This window comes from Epilithonimonas tenax DSM 16811 (genome assembly GCF_000428485.1).
Lineage (GTDB): Bacteria > Bacteroidota > Bacteroidia > Flavobacteriales > Weeksellaceae > Epilithonimonas > Epilithonimonas tenax.
The window spans coordinates 1-15661 of sequence record NZ_AUAA01000015.1; the positions used below are offsets into that span (position 1 = coordinate 1).

Here is a 15661-nt window from a genome sequence, read left to right on the forward strand (position 1 = left end):
GATCTTTTCCTGTTCAGCGGTCAATTTCAATTTACCATTTCCGGGGAAGCTTCCGGCTCCAAACTCCTCAAATTCCTTTCGCCATTTGTATAGCAAAGTCACTTTAATACCGAGTTCTCTGGCTAATTCTGATATATTATTTCTCTCTTTGCTCAATTGAACTGCTTGGGTTTTGAAAGCAGGATCATAGATTTTTCGTTCTTGTTTCATATCTTAAAATTAAGGTTTTATGCTTAACTTTTACTGGACGTTAAATTAGTATATCCATTTTGTTGTTTACGTTGTTTGGGGCTTCTTACTAAACTTTGTTTTAAGTCATTCCTATTTAAAAACTGAAAACGAAAAAGTAAAATTAATGATTGAAAACTTGAACAATAAAATTACAGAAAGAAGAAAAGAATTATCAGACATCATTTCAAAAATTTACAAATTTGAAAGTGATATTAATACATGTGATAATAAAATTCAGGAAAAAGAAAAAGATATTATTGGCTTTGAAAACGGAGTAATCCCAATAAACATAGCATCTTTAAAAGGCTCAATTGGCGAATTTATGGGTGGTTGGCAAAACTATACACATGGTGCTTTTTCATCTGATATTGCACTGCCATTAAATGATGAAGCAATTAAAGCACAAAACATTTGGCTAACCGCTAAAATTCAAAACTTAAATTCAGACAATTAATAAACATGGAGAGAGTTCGAACAAAACAAAAGAAGAAAAAAGATAAGAAGCCATTATATATTTTAGTGGGTTTTCTTGTATTTTTTGGTGTCTTTATTTTCCTAATAACTAGACCTTCTAACCAAAGTAAAGCGATAAAAGAACTTGAAACAAGTTTCAATAAAAAAGATGTTGAAATGGTTTGGTCTAAATATAAATCAGATTTATACCAAGATGAAGAATTTTTATTAGAAACAAGAAAAAAATTATCAAGTTTTAATTTAAATGAAGAAGAAATAAAGGAATGTAGAGACTGGCTTCCACCAGCTCCAACTAGTATTAATTTGATTATTATTCCAGATTTATCACGACGAATTGTAGACACACTAAATAATCCTAATCAAATAAGCAACGACATTTTTGTCTTAGAAACCATCTGGAAATCATTTGTTAATTACTCAAAATTAAAACAAGACACAAAAGATAAATTAGTCATTGATGTCACCGACATAGATCAAGCTAAAGGACAGTTTGGAGCAGTTGCAAACAATTTACAGTTTGACTTATCTAATCATAAAGGAAAAAGTAATCGTCTGTATTTTACAAATGTAAAAGACAAGCAGTTTGAAACAAACATAAAAGAAATGTATAATTTAGCCAAAGACAAACCGCTTGGAGCTGATTATAAGTTTTACTTACGGCGATACCTTATAAATCATCTTAAAAAACCAACTCTTTTTGATAATTACATTAATAAAGTTGTAATCATAACAGATGGATATTTAGAAGCTGAAGGAAAATCTGCTGATACAAAAATTACTGGCTTTGAAAATAAATTACATCAAGCAGTTTCAATAGGAAATATACTTGAAGTTATTACCTCCAATGGTTTAAATATTCCAAAAGTAAATATTGACTTATCAAATACTGAAATTTTAGTTTGCGAAGTAAATGAACGTAAGACTGGAAAAGGTTATGATTTCGAGATTTTAAAGACCTATTGGGAAGATTGGTTTAAAAGAATGGATGCGAAAAAAATCGTTTTTATTCAAAGAGAACAAGCAAACGATTTGACTGCAAAAAGAATCGATGAGTTCATGACAAAATGAGAAAGCTAATCTTCCTATTCTTTCCAATCCTACTCTTTTCCCAAACCTATAAAGTCATCGGAGTAAAAGACGGCGACACGGTAGAACTCTTAATGAACGGAAAACCACAGGTCGTGAGATTATCAAATATTGATTGTCCAGAGAAAAAACAGCCTTTTGGTAATAATGCAAAACAGTTTGTTTCAGATTTATGTTTTGGAAAAATGGTGAGAATGTCAACAGACGGAAAAAAAGATAGAAACAAAAGATTAATTGCCGAAATTATTTTAAAAAATGGTAAAAACATTAACAAAGAACTCGTTAAGAACGGACTAGCGTGGCATTTTAAAAAATATTCTAAAGACAATAGCTATGATACTTTAGAAAAACAAGCAAGAAAACTTAAACTTGGTCTATGGAAAGACAAAAACCCGATAGCGCCCTGGGATTGGAGAAAATCACGAAACTCCTCCTCGCCACACTCCTTCTCCTCTGTCTTCTAAAAATGCCTTACGGATACTACCAACTCGTAAGATTCTTTGCATTCGCAGGATTTGGATATTTGGCAATTGACGCAAACAAAAAAAATGATGGAAAAATGATGTTTATCTTTATTGCATTGGCCATTTTATTTCAGCCATTTTTAAAAATTGCTCTCGGAAGATTCATCTGGAATGTTGTAGATGTTATTGTTGCGGGGTTTCTCTTATTTTTATTAATAAAAAAACAAGGAAGATAAGCATATCATTTAGAACTTGAACAAACTCCTGATGAAATCCCTATTCAGAAATTTGTCCAGCGGATAGATCTTTAAAAAGTGATTACCGATGAATAGCAACAGCAAAACCACGCCCGGCTTATAAAAAAGATTCAGGATGTTGAGTTTAAAATCCGGTAAAAGTATAGCGACATTGATGGAAAGAAATCCTAAAATCAGAGCGTAGATCATCTCGATGCCTAGTGGAAAAACTTTGAACTTGATGTAATTAAATACAATCTTGATGATATTAAATAATGATAGAGAAATGGCATAGGCTACTGCAATACCAAGAATACAAAGGTCTGTGTATCTCAGGAAGATCATATTGAGGCTGATGGTGAGAACTGCCAAAATCAACATCACCACAATATTGAACTTATAAAATCTTGATAATGATATGATATGGCCGTTGAAACCTGTCGCCAAGTCGAATAACATTGCAAATCCAAGCACCCAAAGCACAGGCTCGGAAGTACGAAGATCTTCGCCATTCTTCATAAAATCTGCCAGGTAAGGAAATCCGACAACGATGCAGCAGAACAAAACCAAACCAAGAAAAAACAGACTGAGTGAGGTTTTCTTGTGAAACCTATCCAATTCTTCGTGATCACCAGATGCGAGCACTTTATTAATAATGGGCGCAGAGAGATTGAACAATCCCATCTGCGGAACAGTTATTAAAGAAATGATGGAATAGATATTACTATAAATTCCGTTTTCCTCAAAGCTGATGAATTCGCCAATCATCAGGTTATCAATATTAATCGCAATGTAATTTCCGATATTTCCTAGAAAGCCAAATAGACTGTAAGTTAATATTTCACGGTAAAAACTGTCTTTTTTGAAATAACCCAAATCAAAATCCGGTCTGATCTTCTCTAGCCTGTTGGTGTAAAATCCATAACCTAAAAGTGATATCATAAACATCAAAAAGAAGAATCCATAAGCCGTTTTCTCACCAAATCCAATGAAGAAAAACAAACAAAATGCGCCGATATTGGCAATCTTCGGGATGAAATTCTCGAAGACATTCGGGACAACGATTCTTTTATAATTGGTCAAAAATTTGTTAAAAACAGAAGACAAAGCCAAGACTAAAACCAGTGGCAGAATCAGTTTTTTCATTTCCCAAAGCTTGGATTTTTGCAGATCTGGGAAGATGTAGTTGATCAGGAAATAGCCGCCAAGAAAGATCAAGAAATTAATCAGAATGGCTAGTAATGACAGCGACAACATATTGTGATGTTTGCCATCTTCCTTTACTTTTGAGAAAAATTTGACATTGGAAAAACTCAAACCAAAAACCACAATTGGAACCAAAATCTCTGCAGTCGGCAAGATATAACGGAGCTTTCCGTAAAACGCCATATCGTACGGAAAGATAAAAATAGACGCAAATGTCCCTAGCAAAAAGCCAAGATAGCCAATGATAGAATATTTTATGCCTTGTCTTGCAACGACGCTCATAGTTTCGGTTTAAAGTTCTAATTTTCTGGTTTAATCCCCTCCGTTTCCCCAACTCTAAAACAGAGCGAAGAAACATAATTTACACCCTCTAGGCTTGGGGAAATAAATTAATTTTTGTTGGTAAAAATATAATGTTATTGATGTAATCTTTGTAATTCTTCACATCATCCGGATTTTGCTGATTCAGAAATTCTTCAGTTAAAGTTTTCAGTTGCAAAGTTTCTCTATCCAGATAATTAACCGAATAACCCCAATCTGCAATCTCCAAAATCAAGGTCCAAAGATGGTCCTCGTGGTGGCGCTGCTCCATCTCTACCATCAGGATCGGCTGATATTTCAGAATTGTTTTTTTGGCGCCTCGGAGCGTCTGCATTTCATTTCCTTCCACATCAATTTTGATGAAATCGAGTTTCTTCAAATGAATCTTATCTCTTTGAGCGGCGTCAAAAACCAAGTGATCCAAGGGTTTCACTTCTACTTTTTGAAGCATTGTTTTTTCTTCGTTTTTCTCTTTGATAGAAGTTTGCAACGTACCTCTCGTGTGCACTTTCTCACCATTAATGACCGGAATTTTAAACTCAGCCACTGTAGAAACATCAGACAGTGCTACAGAAGACAGATTGACTTTTGGGAAAAGCCTCTCCAGCCTTTTGAACAATTGTGGATTGGGCTCAAATGCGAAGATGTGATCTGGTTTCAAATGATCTTCCAACAAGAAAAGGTAGGCACCAACATTGGCTCCAACATCCATAAAAACAGCATCTTCCGCGAGAACATTTTTGATCCAAAGAAACTCAGGCTCTACTTTTCTTTCCAAAAGGTTATGCGCATTCAAACCTTTCAACTTCTTGAAAAATCGGCTTTTGTAGAAAGATGGCGAAATATATTGTAGGTTCTCAGCAAGCTTACTGTAAATACTCATAGACCGGTTTGATAAGAAATGAACGGCAAAGAAAATGCTTTTATTTCAAAAATCATAAAATTTGTTAAATTTTATTGAACCGCGAAGTTTTCAAATTCTTGGATAACTTATTGATAAACTTGTTTTACATTTGATTCTTAAATTAACGTTATGAAATATTTATTAGTAATCATGTTTTCACTTTTCGGATTTTCAAAAAACAAAGCGCAGGCAAAATCAATACACAGTTTCAAAGTAGAAGCTCTGGATGGTTCCACCATTGATTTTTCAAAATTCAAAGGCAACAAAATATTGGTTGTGAATACGGCGTCGGAGTGTGGATTCACGTCGCAATATGCCGATCTCGAAAAATTATACGAGAAATACAAAAACAAACTGGTAGTCGTAGGTTTTCCTGCTAATAATTTTGGAGGGCAAGAACCTGGTGCCAATCACGAGATTGCGACTTTCTGCCAAAAAAATTATGGCGTGACATTTCCAATGGCTGCGAAAATATCTGTCAAAGGAGGCGACATTGCTCCCATCTACAAATTCTTGACAGACAAAAAAGAAAATGGCGTGAAAAACACCACGATCCTTTGGAACTTTACCAAGATCTTGCTGGATGAGAAAGGGCATGTGATCGACAGTTTCATAAGCACTACCAAGCCGACGAGTGACAGTATAACCAAATATCTGAAATAGATTTTCAGAATTTAGAGCTTTGAATTTAGACCTCACTCGATAGCAAAAAAAAGCGTTCAAAATTTGAACGCTTTTATATGATCTATTAATTTCGTATCTCAAGTTTAACTCTAAACAAAAGGGAGTTTCACCACTTTCGCAGGAATGTCCTTATTTCTAATTCTGATGAAAATCTCAGAATCTAATTTGAAGTTTGGCTGATCCACGTAAGCCAGTCCCAATCCTATTTTCTTCATAGGAGACATTGTGCCAGACGTTACTTTTCCGATGACGTTTCCTTCTGCATCTACCACTTCATAATCGTGTCTTGGGATTGCTTTTTCCTGCATTTCGAAACCGACTAATTTTTTGGTAATGCCTTCTGCTTTTTGATTTTCAAGAAATGCCTTGTTCACAAAATCTTTGTCAAATTTTGTAATCCAACCTAATCCTGCTTCTAGTGGAGAAGTGGTATCATCAATATCATTTCCGTAAAGGCAGAATCCCTTTTCCAATCTCAAAGTATCTCTGGCAGCCAATCCGCAAGGAATCAATCCCGATTCTCTCCCAGCTTCTGTCAACGCATCCCAAATATTTACAGCAGATGAATTATTAAAATAAATTTCGAAACCACCACTTCCCGTGTAACCTGTATTTGAAATGATGACATCAGAAAAACCAGCCACAGAACCCACTGTAAAATGATAGTAAGGAATTGCTGACAAATCCGTCTCCGTCAATTTCTGAAGAATCTCCGTTGCTTTTGGACCTTGGATGGCAATCAATGACATCTCATCTGACGCGTTGGTCATCTCCGCTCCGAATTTCTCATTGTATTTTGCAATGTGGTTCCAGTCTTTATCAATGTTTGAAGCATTTACAACGACGAAATATTTCTCGTCATCCATTTTATAAACGATCAAGTCATCCACAATGCCGCCTGTTTCGTTTGGCAAACAAGAATATTGTGCTTTTCCATTTTCCAATGCGTCTACATTATTAGAAGTGACAAACTGCAAAAGGTCTTTCGCGGCTGCACCTTTTATGAAAAATTGTCCCATATGAGAGACATCAAAGATCCCCGCTTTTTCGCGGACAGCAAAATGCTCATCTGTGATCCCTGAATATTGCACAGGCATTTCAAAACGTGCAAAAGGAACAATCTTAGCCCCTAAAGAAACGTGTTTATCGTATAAAGCGGTCTTTTTCATTTAGCTTATTTATTAAGTTATTTGTTGCTCGCAAATCTAAAAATTAATTATGAGTTTTTGGTAAAGAATGATAAGTTACATTTTGAAAATAATTTCACTTTTAGATTAATACAATAATGTTAACTTTGCCGCTCAAAACAAAAAAACTATGAGTGATACAATCGTTTGCCCAAAATGCCAGTCAGAATTTACTTACGAACAAGATAATCTGCAAGTTTGCTCCCAATGTTTCTACGAATGGGATCCGGCGGAGGTTTCTACGGAAGGGAAAATTTTCGATTCTCTTGGAAAAGAACTTCAAAACGGAGATGCTGTGATTGTGATCAAAGATCTTCCCGTGAAAGGTGCTCCGAAAGACATCAAGGCTGGGACGAAGGTAAAAAACATCAGACTGAGACCGGAAAGCGATCACAATATCGACTGCAAAATTGATGGTTTTGGATCCATGGCTTTGAAGTCCGAATTCGTGAGAAAAGCTTAATTCAATCCATCTTAAAATAAAGAAATCCCGTCAATCTGATGGGATTTTTTAATAAAAAAAAGGAAAAATTTGGCAGGGTCGACTTTCAAAGACTTTGATTGCATAGCGCTAATTTCGGTCCTTAGGGGCAGAAAGAGAATTAACCAAAAATTTCCTGATGTATTTTCGTTTAGCAAAATTAGAAATTATTTTCAATTCAACAAACTGGAAATCTATAAGTTATCCATATTTTATCCACAATATGGAGATTTGAAATATTAAAAAGACAAATTAACCTGTCCTTCCAAAAATTCTGAAGAATACACGATGATCGACTTTTCATTGACCAACAGTTTATTTCTGTAATGAGAACCAGCAAAGCGGCTGTCAGAAACCCTTGCTTCTACTCCATTATCAACAATTTTGATCTGATGCGGAAAATAATGGGTTTTTGTTAAATTCAACTGGGTTTTTTCCTGTTCTGTAAAAATATTGACCTCACCCAAAAGTTTCGCCACGTAATCATTGTAAGGATTTTCGTAAGTTTCTTTCGGCGGATCATTTTGGATCAACCGGCCTTCCTGCAAAACCACGATCTTGTCTGCCCAAGGCAAAACCTCCTCCAGATCATGTGTGGAGATCATCAGGCTGAGATTATTTTCCTTCACATAATTGAACAGTTTTTCCCTCAATTCGAATTTTCTGGAAAAATCCAGATTACTGAAAGGCTCATCCAGCAGAAGCATTTTCGGAAGAATCGCTAAAGCTCTTGCGATTGCCACTCTCTGCTGCTGTCCACCACTCAGGAATCTTGGTATCACTTTCGCAAAATCTGTAAGTCCTACGATGTCCAGTAACTCCTCTACTTTTTCTTTCTTAGATTTTAAATTGATGTTGGAAATGAATTTGCCCACGTTATCATAAACCGTTGCGTAAGGCATCAGATCGTAGTTTTGGGCTACGAATTTCATTTGAGCTTCACCGGGAACCAGATTGCCTTTGGGTCCGAAAAGCTTTTGACCTTCAAAGAGAATGTCGCCACCTTGCCAATCCATCAAACCATAGATCAGACTCAATAAAGTTGATTTCCCACAGCCACTTTCGCCCACCAGCGCAATGATCTGACCTTCATCCACATTGAGATTAAGATTTTGAAACAAAGGTTTATCGGTCTGATAATTGAAATAAAGATTTTTGACTTCCAGCAGCATTTGGTAAAATTATTAGTTTGAGATAAGGATAATTTTATTATTTTAGCAAAGAACGTAAAAGTAACTAATAATTTAAAATTTAAATATGAAAAAAGCAACTTTAATCTCCGCTTTTCTATTGATCTCTGCCTCAGTTCTCATCATTTCGTGTGGAAAGGACAAACCCGTAACCAGCGAAAGCAATGAGGTTCTGACAACGGCGGACGGACAGGTTTACGTGGTAGATACACTGAACAGTAAAGCAGAATGGAAAGGTTTCAAAGTTGTAAAATCTGATAACACAAGCCACATTGGACATTTGAAATTCGAAAGCGGTGAAGTGACGGTGAAAGATAAAAAACTGGAAAGCGGGCAATTTGTCATCGATATGAATTCTATCTCAAACGAAGATCTGAAAGAAGAAGAATCCAACGGAAAATTACTTGGACATCTGAAAAGTGCAGACTTTTTCGACACTGCCAAGTTCCCTACCGCTTCGTATGAAATCACAAAAGTGACGGAAGCTGCAGCCGGAAGTGATTACAACACAGTCCTTGATGGAAATCTAACGCTGAAAGGGATTACAAAACCTTTCACCTTCAACGCCAATGTAAAAGTGGCAGACGGAGAGTTGACCATCGCATCGGAACCAAAAGACATCAACAGGGATGAGTTTGGGATCAAGTTCCAGATGCCTGCCGCAGAAGGTTTGATCAAAAATGAGATCAATATCCAAATCAAAATAAAAGCGATCGAAAAGAAATAATAAAAGATTCTGGAAACAAGATCAAAGAATCAAGATTAAAAATTAAAATCTGCTTTATGAAAAGGCAGATTTTTTTATTTTAAAATCGTATTTTTGCAATCTATATTTTATATATAACAATGCTAGAGAAAATTGATGACCTACTGGTAGAAGTACAGAATTTCCAGTCTTCTGCCAAAGATGAGATAGAACAGTTCCGATTAAAATTCAATGGTAAAAAAGGGATCATGAATGATTTCTATGATGCTTTGAAACAAATCCCTAATGAGCAGAAGAAAGATTTTGGCCAGAAAATCAATGTCTTACGAAACACTGTGAACGAAAAGCTGGAAGAACTGAAATCTTCTACAGAAAGCAAGATCATTCTTGAAAAGGAAGACCTTAGCAGACCTGCTTTTCCTTTGGAACTGGGTTCCCGTCATCCCATCAATCTGGTGAAGAACAGAATCATCGAGATCTTCAAATCTATCGGATTTGCGGTTGCAGACGGACCAGAGATAGAAGATGACTGGCACAACTTCACCGCACTCAACCTGCCGGAATACCATCCTGCGAGAGACATGCAGGATACCTTTTTTATAGAGCAGAATCCTGATGTTCTTTTGAGAACGCATACTTCATCTGTTCAGATCCGTTATATGGAAGAGAATGAACCGCCAATGAGAATTTTGGCGCCAGGAAGGGTTTTCAGAAATGAAGCCGTTTCTTCCCGTTCGCACTGTATTTTCCATCAGATAGAAGGCCTTTATATTGATGAGAATGTAAGTTTTGCAGACCTTAAACAAACCATTCAGTTTTTCACGACAGAACTGTTCGGAAAATCGAAGATCAGAATGAGACCTTCGTATTTCCCTTTTACAGAGCCCAGTGCGGAAGTTGATGTTTATTGGGGTTTGAATTCTGAAACAGATTACAGAATCACAAAAGGCACCGGCTGGCTGGAAATCATGGGTTGCGGAATGGTAGATCCTGCGGTTCTTAAAAACGTGAACATAGACCCTGACAAATTCTCCGGATATGCTTTCGGAATGGGAATTGAGAGAATTGTAATGCTGCTTTATCAAATGAGTGATATCCGCATGTTCTTCGAAAATGACGTAAGAATGCTGGAGCAATTCAAGACGTTATAAATAATTTTTAAAATTTCTTAAAATATAAATCCTGTGAAAATATTCACAGGATTTTGAACTATGATACTATACTAATGCTTAATAAATTATTTTTTTTAGCGTTTAAGGATTGTTAATTGCAATGGATTGTTTAATTTTACACATATAGATTTATCATTTAATAATATTCAATTAAAAGAGAGAGAGAAAGATTATAAAAATAAGCTTAACAGCTCAAACCATGGAATCAAAAAAAGAACTATCAAAATCAACTAACTTCAAATCAAGAAAATTTGTTCATTATTCTCTTATCGTTTGTATTTTACTGATACAGATCATCATTGCAGGTGTTTTTTATAATGAATTCAGCAACAAAAAAAATCTGGCTTTTATAGAAAAACAGTTGAAAGAAGTCTATAATCTGGAAAACCTTACGGACAATTCACGAGAAGAACTTATCAATTCTCAGAATTATTTCCAGAAATACCTTATCACAAATGATACGAAATACCTGGATTCGTACTTCACATCTGTCAATACACTTACAAAAGGGCTTAATAACATCGATGATCTGAAAGAAAAAAATCCAAGATTAAGAGATATCCTCAATTCGCAAAAATCGGATTCAGCCGAAATAAAAAAAATAAAACTTTTAACAGACTCTACCTATCAGACGACTACAAAATCAAATATAAAATTGCGGGACATCACCCTACCTCAATTCAAAAAATTTGATTTCAATTATAACTTTGACAAGTTCGATATAAAAACAGAAACAAAATCTGATACTGTAAAGAAAAAAGGTCTGTTTGGAAGATTAGGAGATGCCATTGCAGGGAAAGAAAATGTACGCACACAAAGCACCATTATCACTGTAGAAAAAACTAAAAAAGACGGTCTGTCCAAAATGAAATCTGAGCTGGACAGCATTTTCAACTCTATGAATAACTACTATTCTACAGAAATACAAAAAATACAGATCAATGTCGTCAAGAATAAAAATATCGGTAGCAACAGAAATCAATTTTTTGAATCCTTCAATGATATTATGCTCTACAGCAACAAGCTGATGAATGTTTATGAATTTGCGGTGAAAAAGTCCAAATCTGATTTGGAAAAAGAATACATCAAGCAGAATTCTTCCACCAGCACAATCAGAATGTATCTGGTATTTGGCGCTATGATTCTCATGTTTATCGTGTCCATCTTGATCATGTATTTTACCAGAATCGCTTTCATCTATGAAAAGAGACTGAATGCTGCGAATAAGCAGATCAGGGAGAATCTAAATTTCAAAAACAGAATCCTGGGAATGCTGAGCCACGAACTGCGGTCACCACTGAAAATCATAGGAATATTCATCAAACGAATCAACAGTAAGACAACAGATGAAACGGTGAAGGATTATTTGAAATCCATCAGTTTCACCAATAATACATTATTGATGCAAGCCAATCAAATCCTGGAATACACCAAAAACCAACAAGTGGAGAATAAACTGGTGCAGAGTGACTTCAACCTCAACAAAGAAATAGACTCTATTTTATATTCTATAGAACCTTACATAGAAACGAGAAACAACAGATTTGTCATCCAGAAAAACATCAGTCCTGATATCAATGTCTATTCGGACTGTACCAAGATCAATCAAATCTTTATGAACATTCTTGGGAATGCCAATAAGTTTACAGAAAACGGACAGATAACGGTCATCACAAAAGCCGAACAGCAAGATGATGACACTATTGCTCTGACGACGCAAATAACGGATACAGGCGCTGGAATCTCACAATCAGACTTAGAAAAAATATTCGAGCCTTATTATCAGGGGATATTATCGGAGGATGTAGAAAATCTGGGAGCAGGCTTGGGTCTGAGTCTCTGCAAAGAACTTGTAGAACTGTATTCTGGAACCATCTCTGTAGCAAGCGAGATCAACAAAGGCACTACGGTTTCTTTCTCTCTTAATCTTAATATGAAGCGATGAACCATTCAGATCAGAAAATAGTTACTTTTTTGTTGGCAGATGATCACAGCCTTATAAGGCAAGGGATTGTATTTCTGCTGGAAGATATGGAATTGGAATGCAAGATCTTTCACGCTTCTACTTTACAGCAGACCTTGGAATCTGTCAAATCCAATCCCGTTGACCTCCTGATTATCGACGCCCATTTTCCTGATGGAAACAGTTTAACAATTTTACAGGAAATTAAAAATATAAGACCAGAAGTCAAAATTCTTATCTTTTCTGGAATAGAAGAAAATACACAGTCCCTAAAATTCATTAATGCAGGTGCAAATGGCTTTTTGAGCAAATTGAGCGAAGAAGATGACGTAAAACAAGCCATTCAAAAAATGCTGAATTCCGGTGAATATATTTCACCAGTAACACAAGCCCTGCTAATGAGTTCTATGCATAACCGCAGTCTCATAAACCCACTTTTTTCATTAACAGCAAGAGAGCTGGAAATCGCTAAAATGTATGCCGAAGGTCTTGGAAACCTAGAAATAGCGAACAATCTGAACATCAAACAAAACACGGTAAGCACGATCAAAAAACGAATATTTGACAAATTAAAAATCGATCATATCGTAGATCTGGTGAAAATCATTACAGATCATCAGTAAACGGTGATTGATTAATTTTTCCTGGAAAAATTCTATTGGGCTGATCTTAACTGATCAGCCCTTTTTTTGTAGATAAATATCTACAAAACCACCGATATATATCTAACTGTTTTTAAAAAATAATGTGGGTGAAGTGTATAAATTTGTACCAACAAAAAAACACAAACACAGTTGGAATTTGGTTCTGAAAACACAAATGATGAAAATCAGATAAAACACAAATGATGAATTAAAAGTGTGACTTACGAACCCAGAGGATTTTGTGGGAAATACTTAAAATTCTAAAAACACAAATGATGAAATTTTGGTTCTGAAAACACCAATGATGAAGACCAGATGAAACACAAATGATGAATTAAAAGTATGACTGACGAACCGAAAGGATTTGTGAGAAAATACTTAAAATTCTAAAAACACAAATGATGAACTTGACTATCATAATTACAGATTCTCCGGATTCTGTAATTATGATTTTTTTAAATACAAAGCTATTTGCTTGTGCTATTTTCAGTCAGCAAGTTTTCATTATCAAAAGATTATAAGTTAAAATTAATCTCATTATTGCGTATAAATCGTTTTAATTGTTTAAATTTAGACAAACACAAATGAACAATGAAAATTAACAATCAAAAAGAAATCGCAACTGCGATGTACGGTTATTTCCTACTTATTTTGCTGGACATCCTATGTCTTCTATTTTTAAATAAATTTATCCCTATCAGTAAAACGACTCTCTACGGTTGTTTTTTTGGGATTTTAATATTTTCCATATGGAGACTTGTCAAGTTAAGACGCTTTTCTTTGGAAGTGACAGAGCATATTTTTTCAGTAAAATACACTCATCCACTGATGAAATCACGCCAACCGATATTAGAAGTACCCATACAAAAGATCATTTCTTTAAGAAGTGAAAAAGAAATCATTAATTATATTTTGATCGTAAGCATCAATACCAAAAGAGGAATCAGAAATTTCCACTATGACATCGGCCAACTTCCAGAAAATCAATTTGATAAATTTAAAAGTATTTCTGAATTTGTAAAGACTGTACATTTCAATGAAAAGGATGAACTCAATACGGTATATTAAAATCTAAGATTAATAAAAAATCAACTCTATCCTGCGAAACTTATTCGCAGGATTTTTTTTCTTCTAATCCAGATCGAACGAACATATCCTACATCAATTCCCGGCGTTTTTTGTTTTTATAATTTTGATTTAAATAATTACTACCTTTAAAAAGCTAAAATTTAAAAATCCCATCCTATGAAAATATTCGCCTTTGCAGGAAGCAACTCTTCCACTTCTATCAACAAAGAACTGGTCAAATTCGTACTGAAAAGCTTCCCCAATGAAGACATCCACCTGATCGACCTCAATGATTATCTGATGCCTGTTTTCTCTGTAGATCTTGAAAAAAAAGGATTTCCGGAAGAAGCGCACAGATTCCTGAAAAACATAGCTGATGCTGACGTCATCATCTGCTCTTTGGCAGAAAACAACCGCTCATACAGTGCTGCTTTTAAGAATATTTTCGATTGGGCATCCAGGATCAATGTGAAGGTTTTCCAGGACAAACCAATGTTTCTGATGACCACTTCGCCTGGCGGTTATGGCGGTGGCAATGTGATGGCAGAAGCTTCAAAATTCTTCCCAAATTTCGGTGCCGACATCAAAGAAACCTTTTCACTACCTAAGTTCTATGAAAACTTTGACTTAGAAAATGGCATTGTAGAACCGGAACTATTGCATTCACTACAATCTAAAATCGAAAATTTCAAAACTCAAATTTAATGGACACACACGAATACAATGCTGGTGAAATCACCGTTCTCTGGAAACCAAAAGTCTGCATACACGCAGCAGTTTGTGTAAAAATGCTTCCAAAAGTTTATAGTCCACAAGAAAAACCTTGGATAAAAACAGAAAATGCAACTGCAGAAGAACTGAAAAATCAGATCCATCATTGCCCGTCAGGTGCTTTGAGCTACAAAATAAATTCTTAATAAAATGGGAGTAAAAGTAAAAGCAACACTTGGAACAGAAAAATATTACACAGAGGTCATCGCCGGAGAAAACACACTGATCACAGACGAACCTGTTGACAAAGGCGGCGGAAACAAAGGTTTCAACCCTTTTGAGATCCTGGCTACATCTCTTGCAAGCTGTACTGCTGCAACATTACGGATGTACATCGACAGAAAAGGCTGGGATATTCCGGTCATCAATGTAGAAGTGGACCTGGAAAATTTTCCACAGACAAAAACGGCGCAGTTTTGCAGGGTCATAGACTTTGGAACAACCGCGATAAGTGAAGACATCAGGGACAAGCTTTCTAAAATTGCCGACGCCTGCCCCATCCACAAGATCCTTACCAATAACATAGATATCTTAACTAAAATCTAATAAAATGCTGGAAATAAAACAACATAATAAAGAAACAAAAGGAGAATTCGTAGCTTTTTCTGATGACCTACAAGCCGGACTGATGACCTACTCCTGGGCCGGACCGGACAAATTCATCATAGACCATACAGAAGTAGTAGCTGATTACAATGGCAAAGGTGTGGGAAAAGAATTGGTATACAAAGCTGTAGAATTTGCAAGAGCAAACAACCTGAAAATCATTCCGCTTTGCCCTTTTGCAACAGCAACTTTTAAAAAAAATGAAGAGATCAGAGATGTCCTTTGATGACAGATGATGATTGACATCAAGAAAGACTGACCGTCAGC

At 35.6% G+C, this 15661-nt stretch carries 20 protein-coding genes; 15 read left to right on the forward strand and 5 right to left on the reverse strand.

The window, feature by feature from the left end:
- Window positions 1–210, reverse strand: a 210-nt coding sequence (locus F564_RS0109065) for an IS3 family transposase (RefSeq protein ID WP_028122365.1), incomplete at its 3' end; no start/stop codon positions are given.
- Window positions 211–355: 145 nt separating this feature from the next.
- Here F564_RS0109065 and F564_RS0109070 point away from each other — a divergent pair.
- From F564_RS0109070 to F564_RS0109085, 4 genes are read left to right on the forward strand one after another with little or no spacing between them, the layout of a single operon-like run.
- Entirely contained in the window at window positions 356–685 is a 330-nt protein-coding gene (locus tag F564_RS0109070; protein WP_028122366.1) for a hypothetical protein, read from the forward strand.
- A gap of 5 nt (window positions 686–690) precedes the next feature.
- Window positions 691–1773 carry a hypothetical protein gene (locus F564_RS0109075; RefSeq protein WP_028122367.1) on the forward strand — a complete coding sequence of 361 codons (1083 nt, stop codon included), beginning with the start codon at window positions 691–693 and terminating at the stop codon, window positions 1771–1773.
- Window positions 1770–2255 (forward strand): thermonuclease family protein, encoded by a 486-nt coding sequence (locus F564_RS19000; RefSeq protein ID WP_034981198.1) that lies wholly within the window; start codon window positions 1770–1772, stop codon window positions 2253–2255. Before F564_RS0109075 ends, F564_RS19000 begins: the two co-directional genes overlap by 4 nt.
- A gap of 2 nt (window positions 2256–2257) precedes the next feature.
- Window positions 2258–2491, forward strand: coding sequence for a DUF6804 family protein (locus F564_RS0109085; protein WP_316928795.1), 234 nt, complete (start codon window positions 2258–2260; stop codon window positions 2489–2491).
- A 9-nt stretch (window positions 2492–2500) separates the two neighbouring features.
- Here F564_RS0109085 and F564_RS0109090 read toward each other — a convergent pair whose 3' ends face one another.
- Both F564_RS0109090 and F564_RS0109095 read right to left on the reverse strand, forming a co-directional pair.
- Window positions 2501–3979 (reverse strand): lipopolysaccharide biosynthesis protein, encoded by a 1479-nt coding sequence (locus tag F564_RS0109090; protein WP_028122369.1) that lies wholly within the window; start codon window positions 3977–3979, stop codon window positions 2501–2503.
- A gap of 88 nt (window positions 3980–4067) precedes the next feature.
- Complete coding sequence (locus F564_RS0109095) at window positions 4068–4901, reverse strand: FkbM family methyltransferase (RefSeq protein ID WP_028122370.1); 834 nt, start codon at window positions 4899–4901, stop codon at window positions 4068–4070.
- Window positions 4902–5051: 150 nt separating this feature from the next.
- On the opposite strand from F564_RS0109095, the gene F564_RS0109100 reads away from it, so the two are divergent.
- Window positions 5052–5585 (forward strand): glutathione peroxidase, encoded by a 534-nt coding sequence (locus F564_RS0109100; RefSeq protein WP_028122371.1) that lies wholly within the window; start codon window positions 5052–5054, stop codon window positions 5583–5585.
- A 110-nt stretch (window positions 5586–5695) separates the two neighbouring features.
- On the opposite strand, the gene gcvT is transcribed toward F564_RS0109100, so the two are convergent.
- Complete coding sequence (gene gcvT, locus F564_RS0109105) at window positions 5696–6775, reverse strand: glycine cleavage system aminomethyltransferase GcvT (protein ID WP_028122372.1); 1080 nt, start codon at window positions 6773–6775, stop codon at window positions 5696–5698.
- Between the two features lie 148 nt (window positions 6776–6923).
- On the opposite strand from gcvT, the gene F564_RS0109110 reads away from it, so the two are divergent.
- Window positions 6924–7256: a zinc ribbon domain-containing protein YjdM gene (locus F564_RS0109110; RefSeq protein ID WP_028122373.1), complete on the forward strand. Its 333-nt coding sequence runs from the start codon at window positions 6924–6926 to the stop codon at window positions 7254–7256.
- 257 nt (window positions 7257–7513) lie between these two features.
- Here F564_RS0109110 and F564_RS0109115 read toward each other — a convergent pair whose 3' ends face one another.
- Window positions 7514–8446 (reverse strand): sulfate/molybdate ABC transporter ATP-binding protein, encoded by a 933-nt coding sequence (locus F564_RS0109115; RefSeq protein ID WP_028122374.1) that lies wholly within the window; start codon window positions 8444–8446, stop codon window positions 7514–7516.
- Between the two features lie 85 nt (window positions 8447–8531).
- Between F564_RS0109115 and F564_RS0109120 the strand changes: the two genes are divergently transcribed.
- The 9 genes from F564_RS0109120 (at window position 8532) to F564_RS0109160 (ending at window position 15620) form a co-directional block, all read left to right on the forward strand.
- Window positions 8532–9191 (forward strand): YceI family protein, encoded by a 660-nt coding sequence (locus F564_RS0109120; protein WP_028122375.1) that lies wholly within the window; start codon window positions 8532–8534, stop codon window positions 9189–9191.
- A 119-nt stretch (window positions 9192–9310) separates the two neighbouring features.
- Window positions 9311–10321 carry a phenylalanine--tRNA ligase subunit alpha gene (gene pheS, locus F564_RS0109125; protein WP_028122376.1) on the forward strand — a complete coding sequence of 337 codons (1011 nt, stop codon included), beginning with the start codon at window positions 9311–9313 and terminating at the stop codon, window positions 10319–10321.
- 220 nt (window positions 10322–10541) lie between these two features.
- Window positions 10542–12287 carry a sensor histidine kinase gene (locus F564_RS0109130; protein ID WP_028122377.1) on the forward strand — a complete coding sequence of 582 codons (1746 nt, stop codon included), beginning with the start codon at window positions 10542–10544 and terminating at the stop codon, window positions 12285–12287.
- Entirely contained in the window at window positions 12284–12928 is a 645-nt protein-coding gene (locus F564_RS0109135) for a response regulator (RefSeq protein ID WP_028122378.1), read from the forward strand. The genes F564_RS0109130 and F564_RS0109135 overlap by 4 nt, the downstream gene beginning before the upstream one ends.
- A 612-nt stretch (window positions 12929–13540) precedes the next feature.
- Window positions 13541–14017, forward strand: a complete 477-nt coding sequence (locus F564_RS0109140; protein ID WP_028122379.1) for a hypothetical protein — start codon at window positions 13541–13543, stop codon at window positions 14015–14017.
- A 177-nt stretch (window positions 14018–14194) separates the two neighbouring features.
- On the forward strand, window positions 14195–14722 hold the full coding sequence (locus F564_RS0109145) for an NADPH-dependent FMN reductase (RefSeq protein ID WP_028122380.1): 528 nt from the start codon (window positions 14195–14197) through the stop codon (window positions 14720–14722).
- Window positions 14722–14934, forward strand: a complete 213-nt coding sequence (locus F564_RS0109150) for a (4Fe-4S)-binding protein (protein WP_028122381.1) — start codon at window positions 14722–14724, stop codon at window positions 14932–14934. The genes F564_RS0109145 and F564_RS0109150 overlap by 1 nt, the downstream gene beginning before the upstream one ends.
- A 4-nt stretch (window positions 14935–14938) precedes the next feature.
- Window positions 14939–15334, forward strand: coding sequence for an OsmC family protein (locus F564_RS0109155; protein WP_028122382.1), 396 nt, complete (start codon window positions 14939–14941; stop codon window positions 15332–15334).
- A gap of 7 nt (window positions 15335–15341) precedes the next feature.
- Window positions 15342–15620, forward strand: a complete 279-nt coding sequence (locus F564_RS0109160) for a GNAT family N-acetyltransferase (protein ID WP_028122383.1) — start codon at window positions 15342–15344, stop codon at window positions 15618–15620.
- Window positions 15621–15661 lie beyond the last annotated feature (41 nt).

Excerpts from the sequence above, each read along its gene's own strand:
- pheS (WP_028122376.1), top strand. The coding sequence starts at position 9,311 with ATGCTAGAGAAAATTGATGACCTACTGGTAGAAGTACAGAATTTCCAG.
- F564_RS0109090 (WP_028122369.1), bottom strand. The coding sequence starts at position 3,979 with ATGAGCGTCGTTGCAAGACAAGGCATAAAATATTCTATCATTGGCTAT.
- F564_RS0109135 (WP_028122378.1), top strand. The coding sequence starts at position 12,284 with ATGAACCATTCAGATCAGAAAATAGTTACTTTTTTGTTGGCAGATGAT.
- F564_RS0109120 (WP_028122375.1), top strand. The coding sequence starts at position 8,532 with ATGAAAAAAGCAACTTTAATCTCCGCTTTTCTATTGATCTCTGCCTCA.
- F564_RS19000 (WP_034981198.1), top strand. The coding sequence starts at position 1,770 with ATGAGAAAGCTAATCTTCCTATTCTTTCCAATCCTACTCTTTTCCCAA.
- F564_RS0109100 (WP_028122371.1), top strand. The coding sequence starts at position 5,052 with ATGAAATATTTATTAGTAATCATGTTTTCACTTTTCGGATTTTCAAAA.
- F564_RS0109150 (WP_028122381.1), top strand. The coding sequence starts at position 14,722 with ATGGACACACACGAATACAATGCTGGTGAAATCACCGTTCTCTGGAAA.
- F564_RS0109145 (WP_028122380.1), top strand. The coding sequence starts at position 14,195 with ATGAAAATATTCGCCTTTGCAGGAAGCAACTCTTCCACTTCTATCAAC.
- F564_RS0109095 (WP_028122370.1), bottom strand. The coding sequence starts at position 4,901 with ATGAGTATTTACAGTAAGCTTGCTGAGAACCTACAATATATTTCGCCA.
- gcvT (WP_028122372.1), bottom strand. The coding sequence starts at position 6,775 with ATGAAAAAGACCGCTTTATACGATAAACACGTTTCTTTAGGGGCTAAG.
- F564_RS0109110 (WP_028122373.1), top strand. The coding sequence starts at position 6,924 with ATGAGTGATACAATCGTTTGCCCAAAATGCCAGTCAGAATTTACTTAC.
- F564_RS0109085 (WP_316928795.1), top strand. The coding sequence starts at position 2,258 with ATGCCTTACGGATACTACCAACTCGTAAGATTCTTTGCATTCGCAGGA.
- F564_RS0109115 (WP_028122374.1), bottom strand. The coding sequence starts at position 8,446 with ATGCTGCTGGAAGTCAAAAATCTTTATTTCAATTATCAGACCGATAAA.
- F564_RS0109155 (WP_028122382.1), top strand. The coding sequence starts at position 14,939 with ATGGGAGTAAAAGTAAAAGCAACACTTGGAACAGAAAAATATTACACA.
- F564_RS0109140 (WP_028122379.1), top strand. The coding sequence starts at position 13,541 with ATGAAAATTAACAATCAAAAAGAAATCGCAACTGCGATGTACGGTTAT.
- F564_RS0109075 (WP_028122367.1), top strand. The coding sequence starts at position 691 with ATGGAGAGAGTTCGAACAAAACAAAAGAAGAAAAAAGATAAGAAGCCA.
- F564_RS0109070 (WP_028122366.1), top strand. The coding sequence starts at position 356 with ATGATTGAAAACTTGAACAATAAAATTACAGAAAGAAGAAAAGAATTA.
- F564_RS0109130 (WP_028122377.1), top strand. The coding sequence starts at position 10,542 with ATGGAATCAAAAAAAGAACTATCAAAATCAACTAACTTCAAATCAAGA.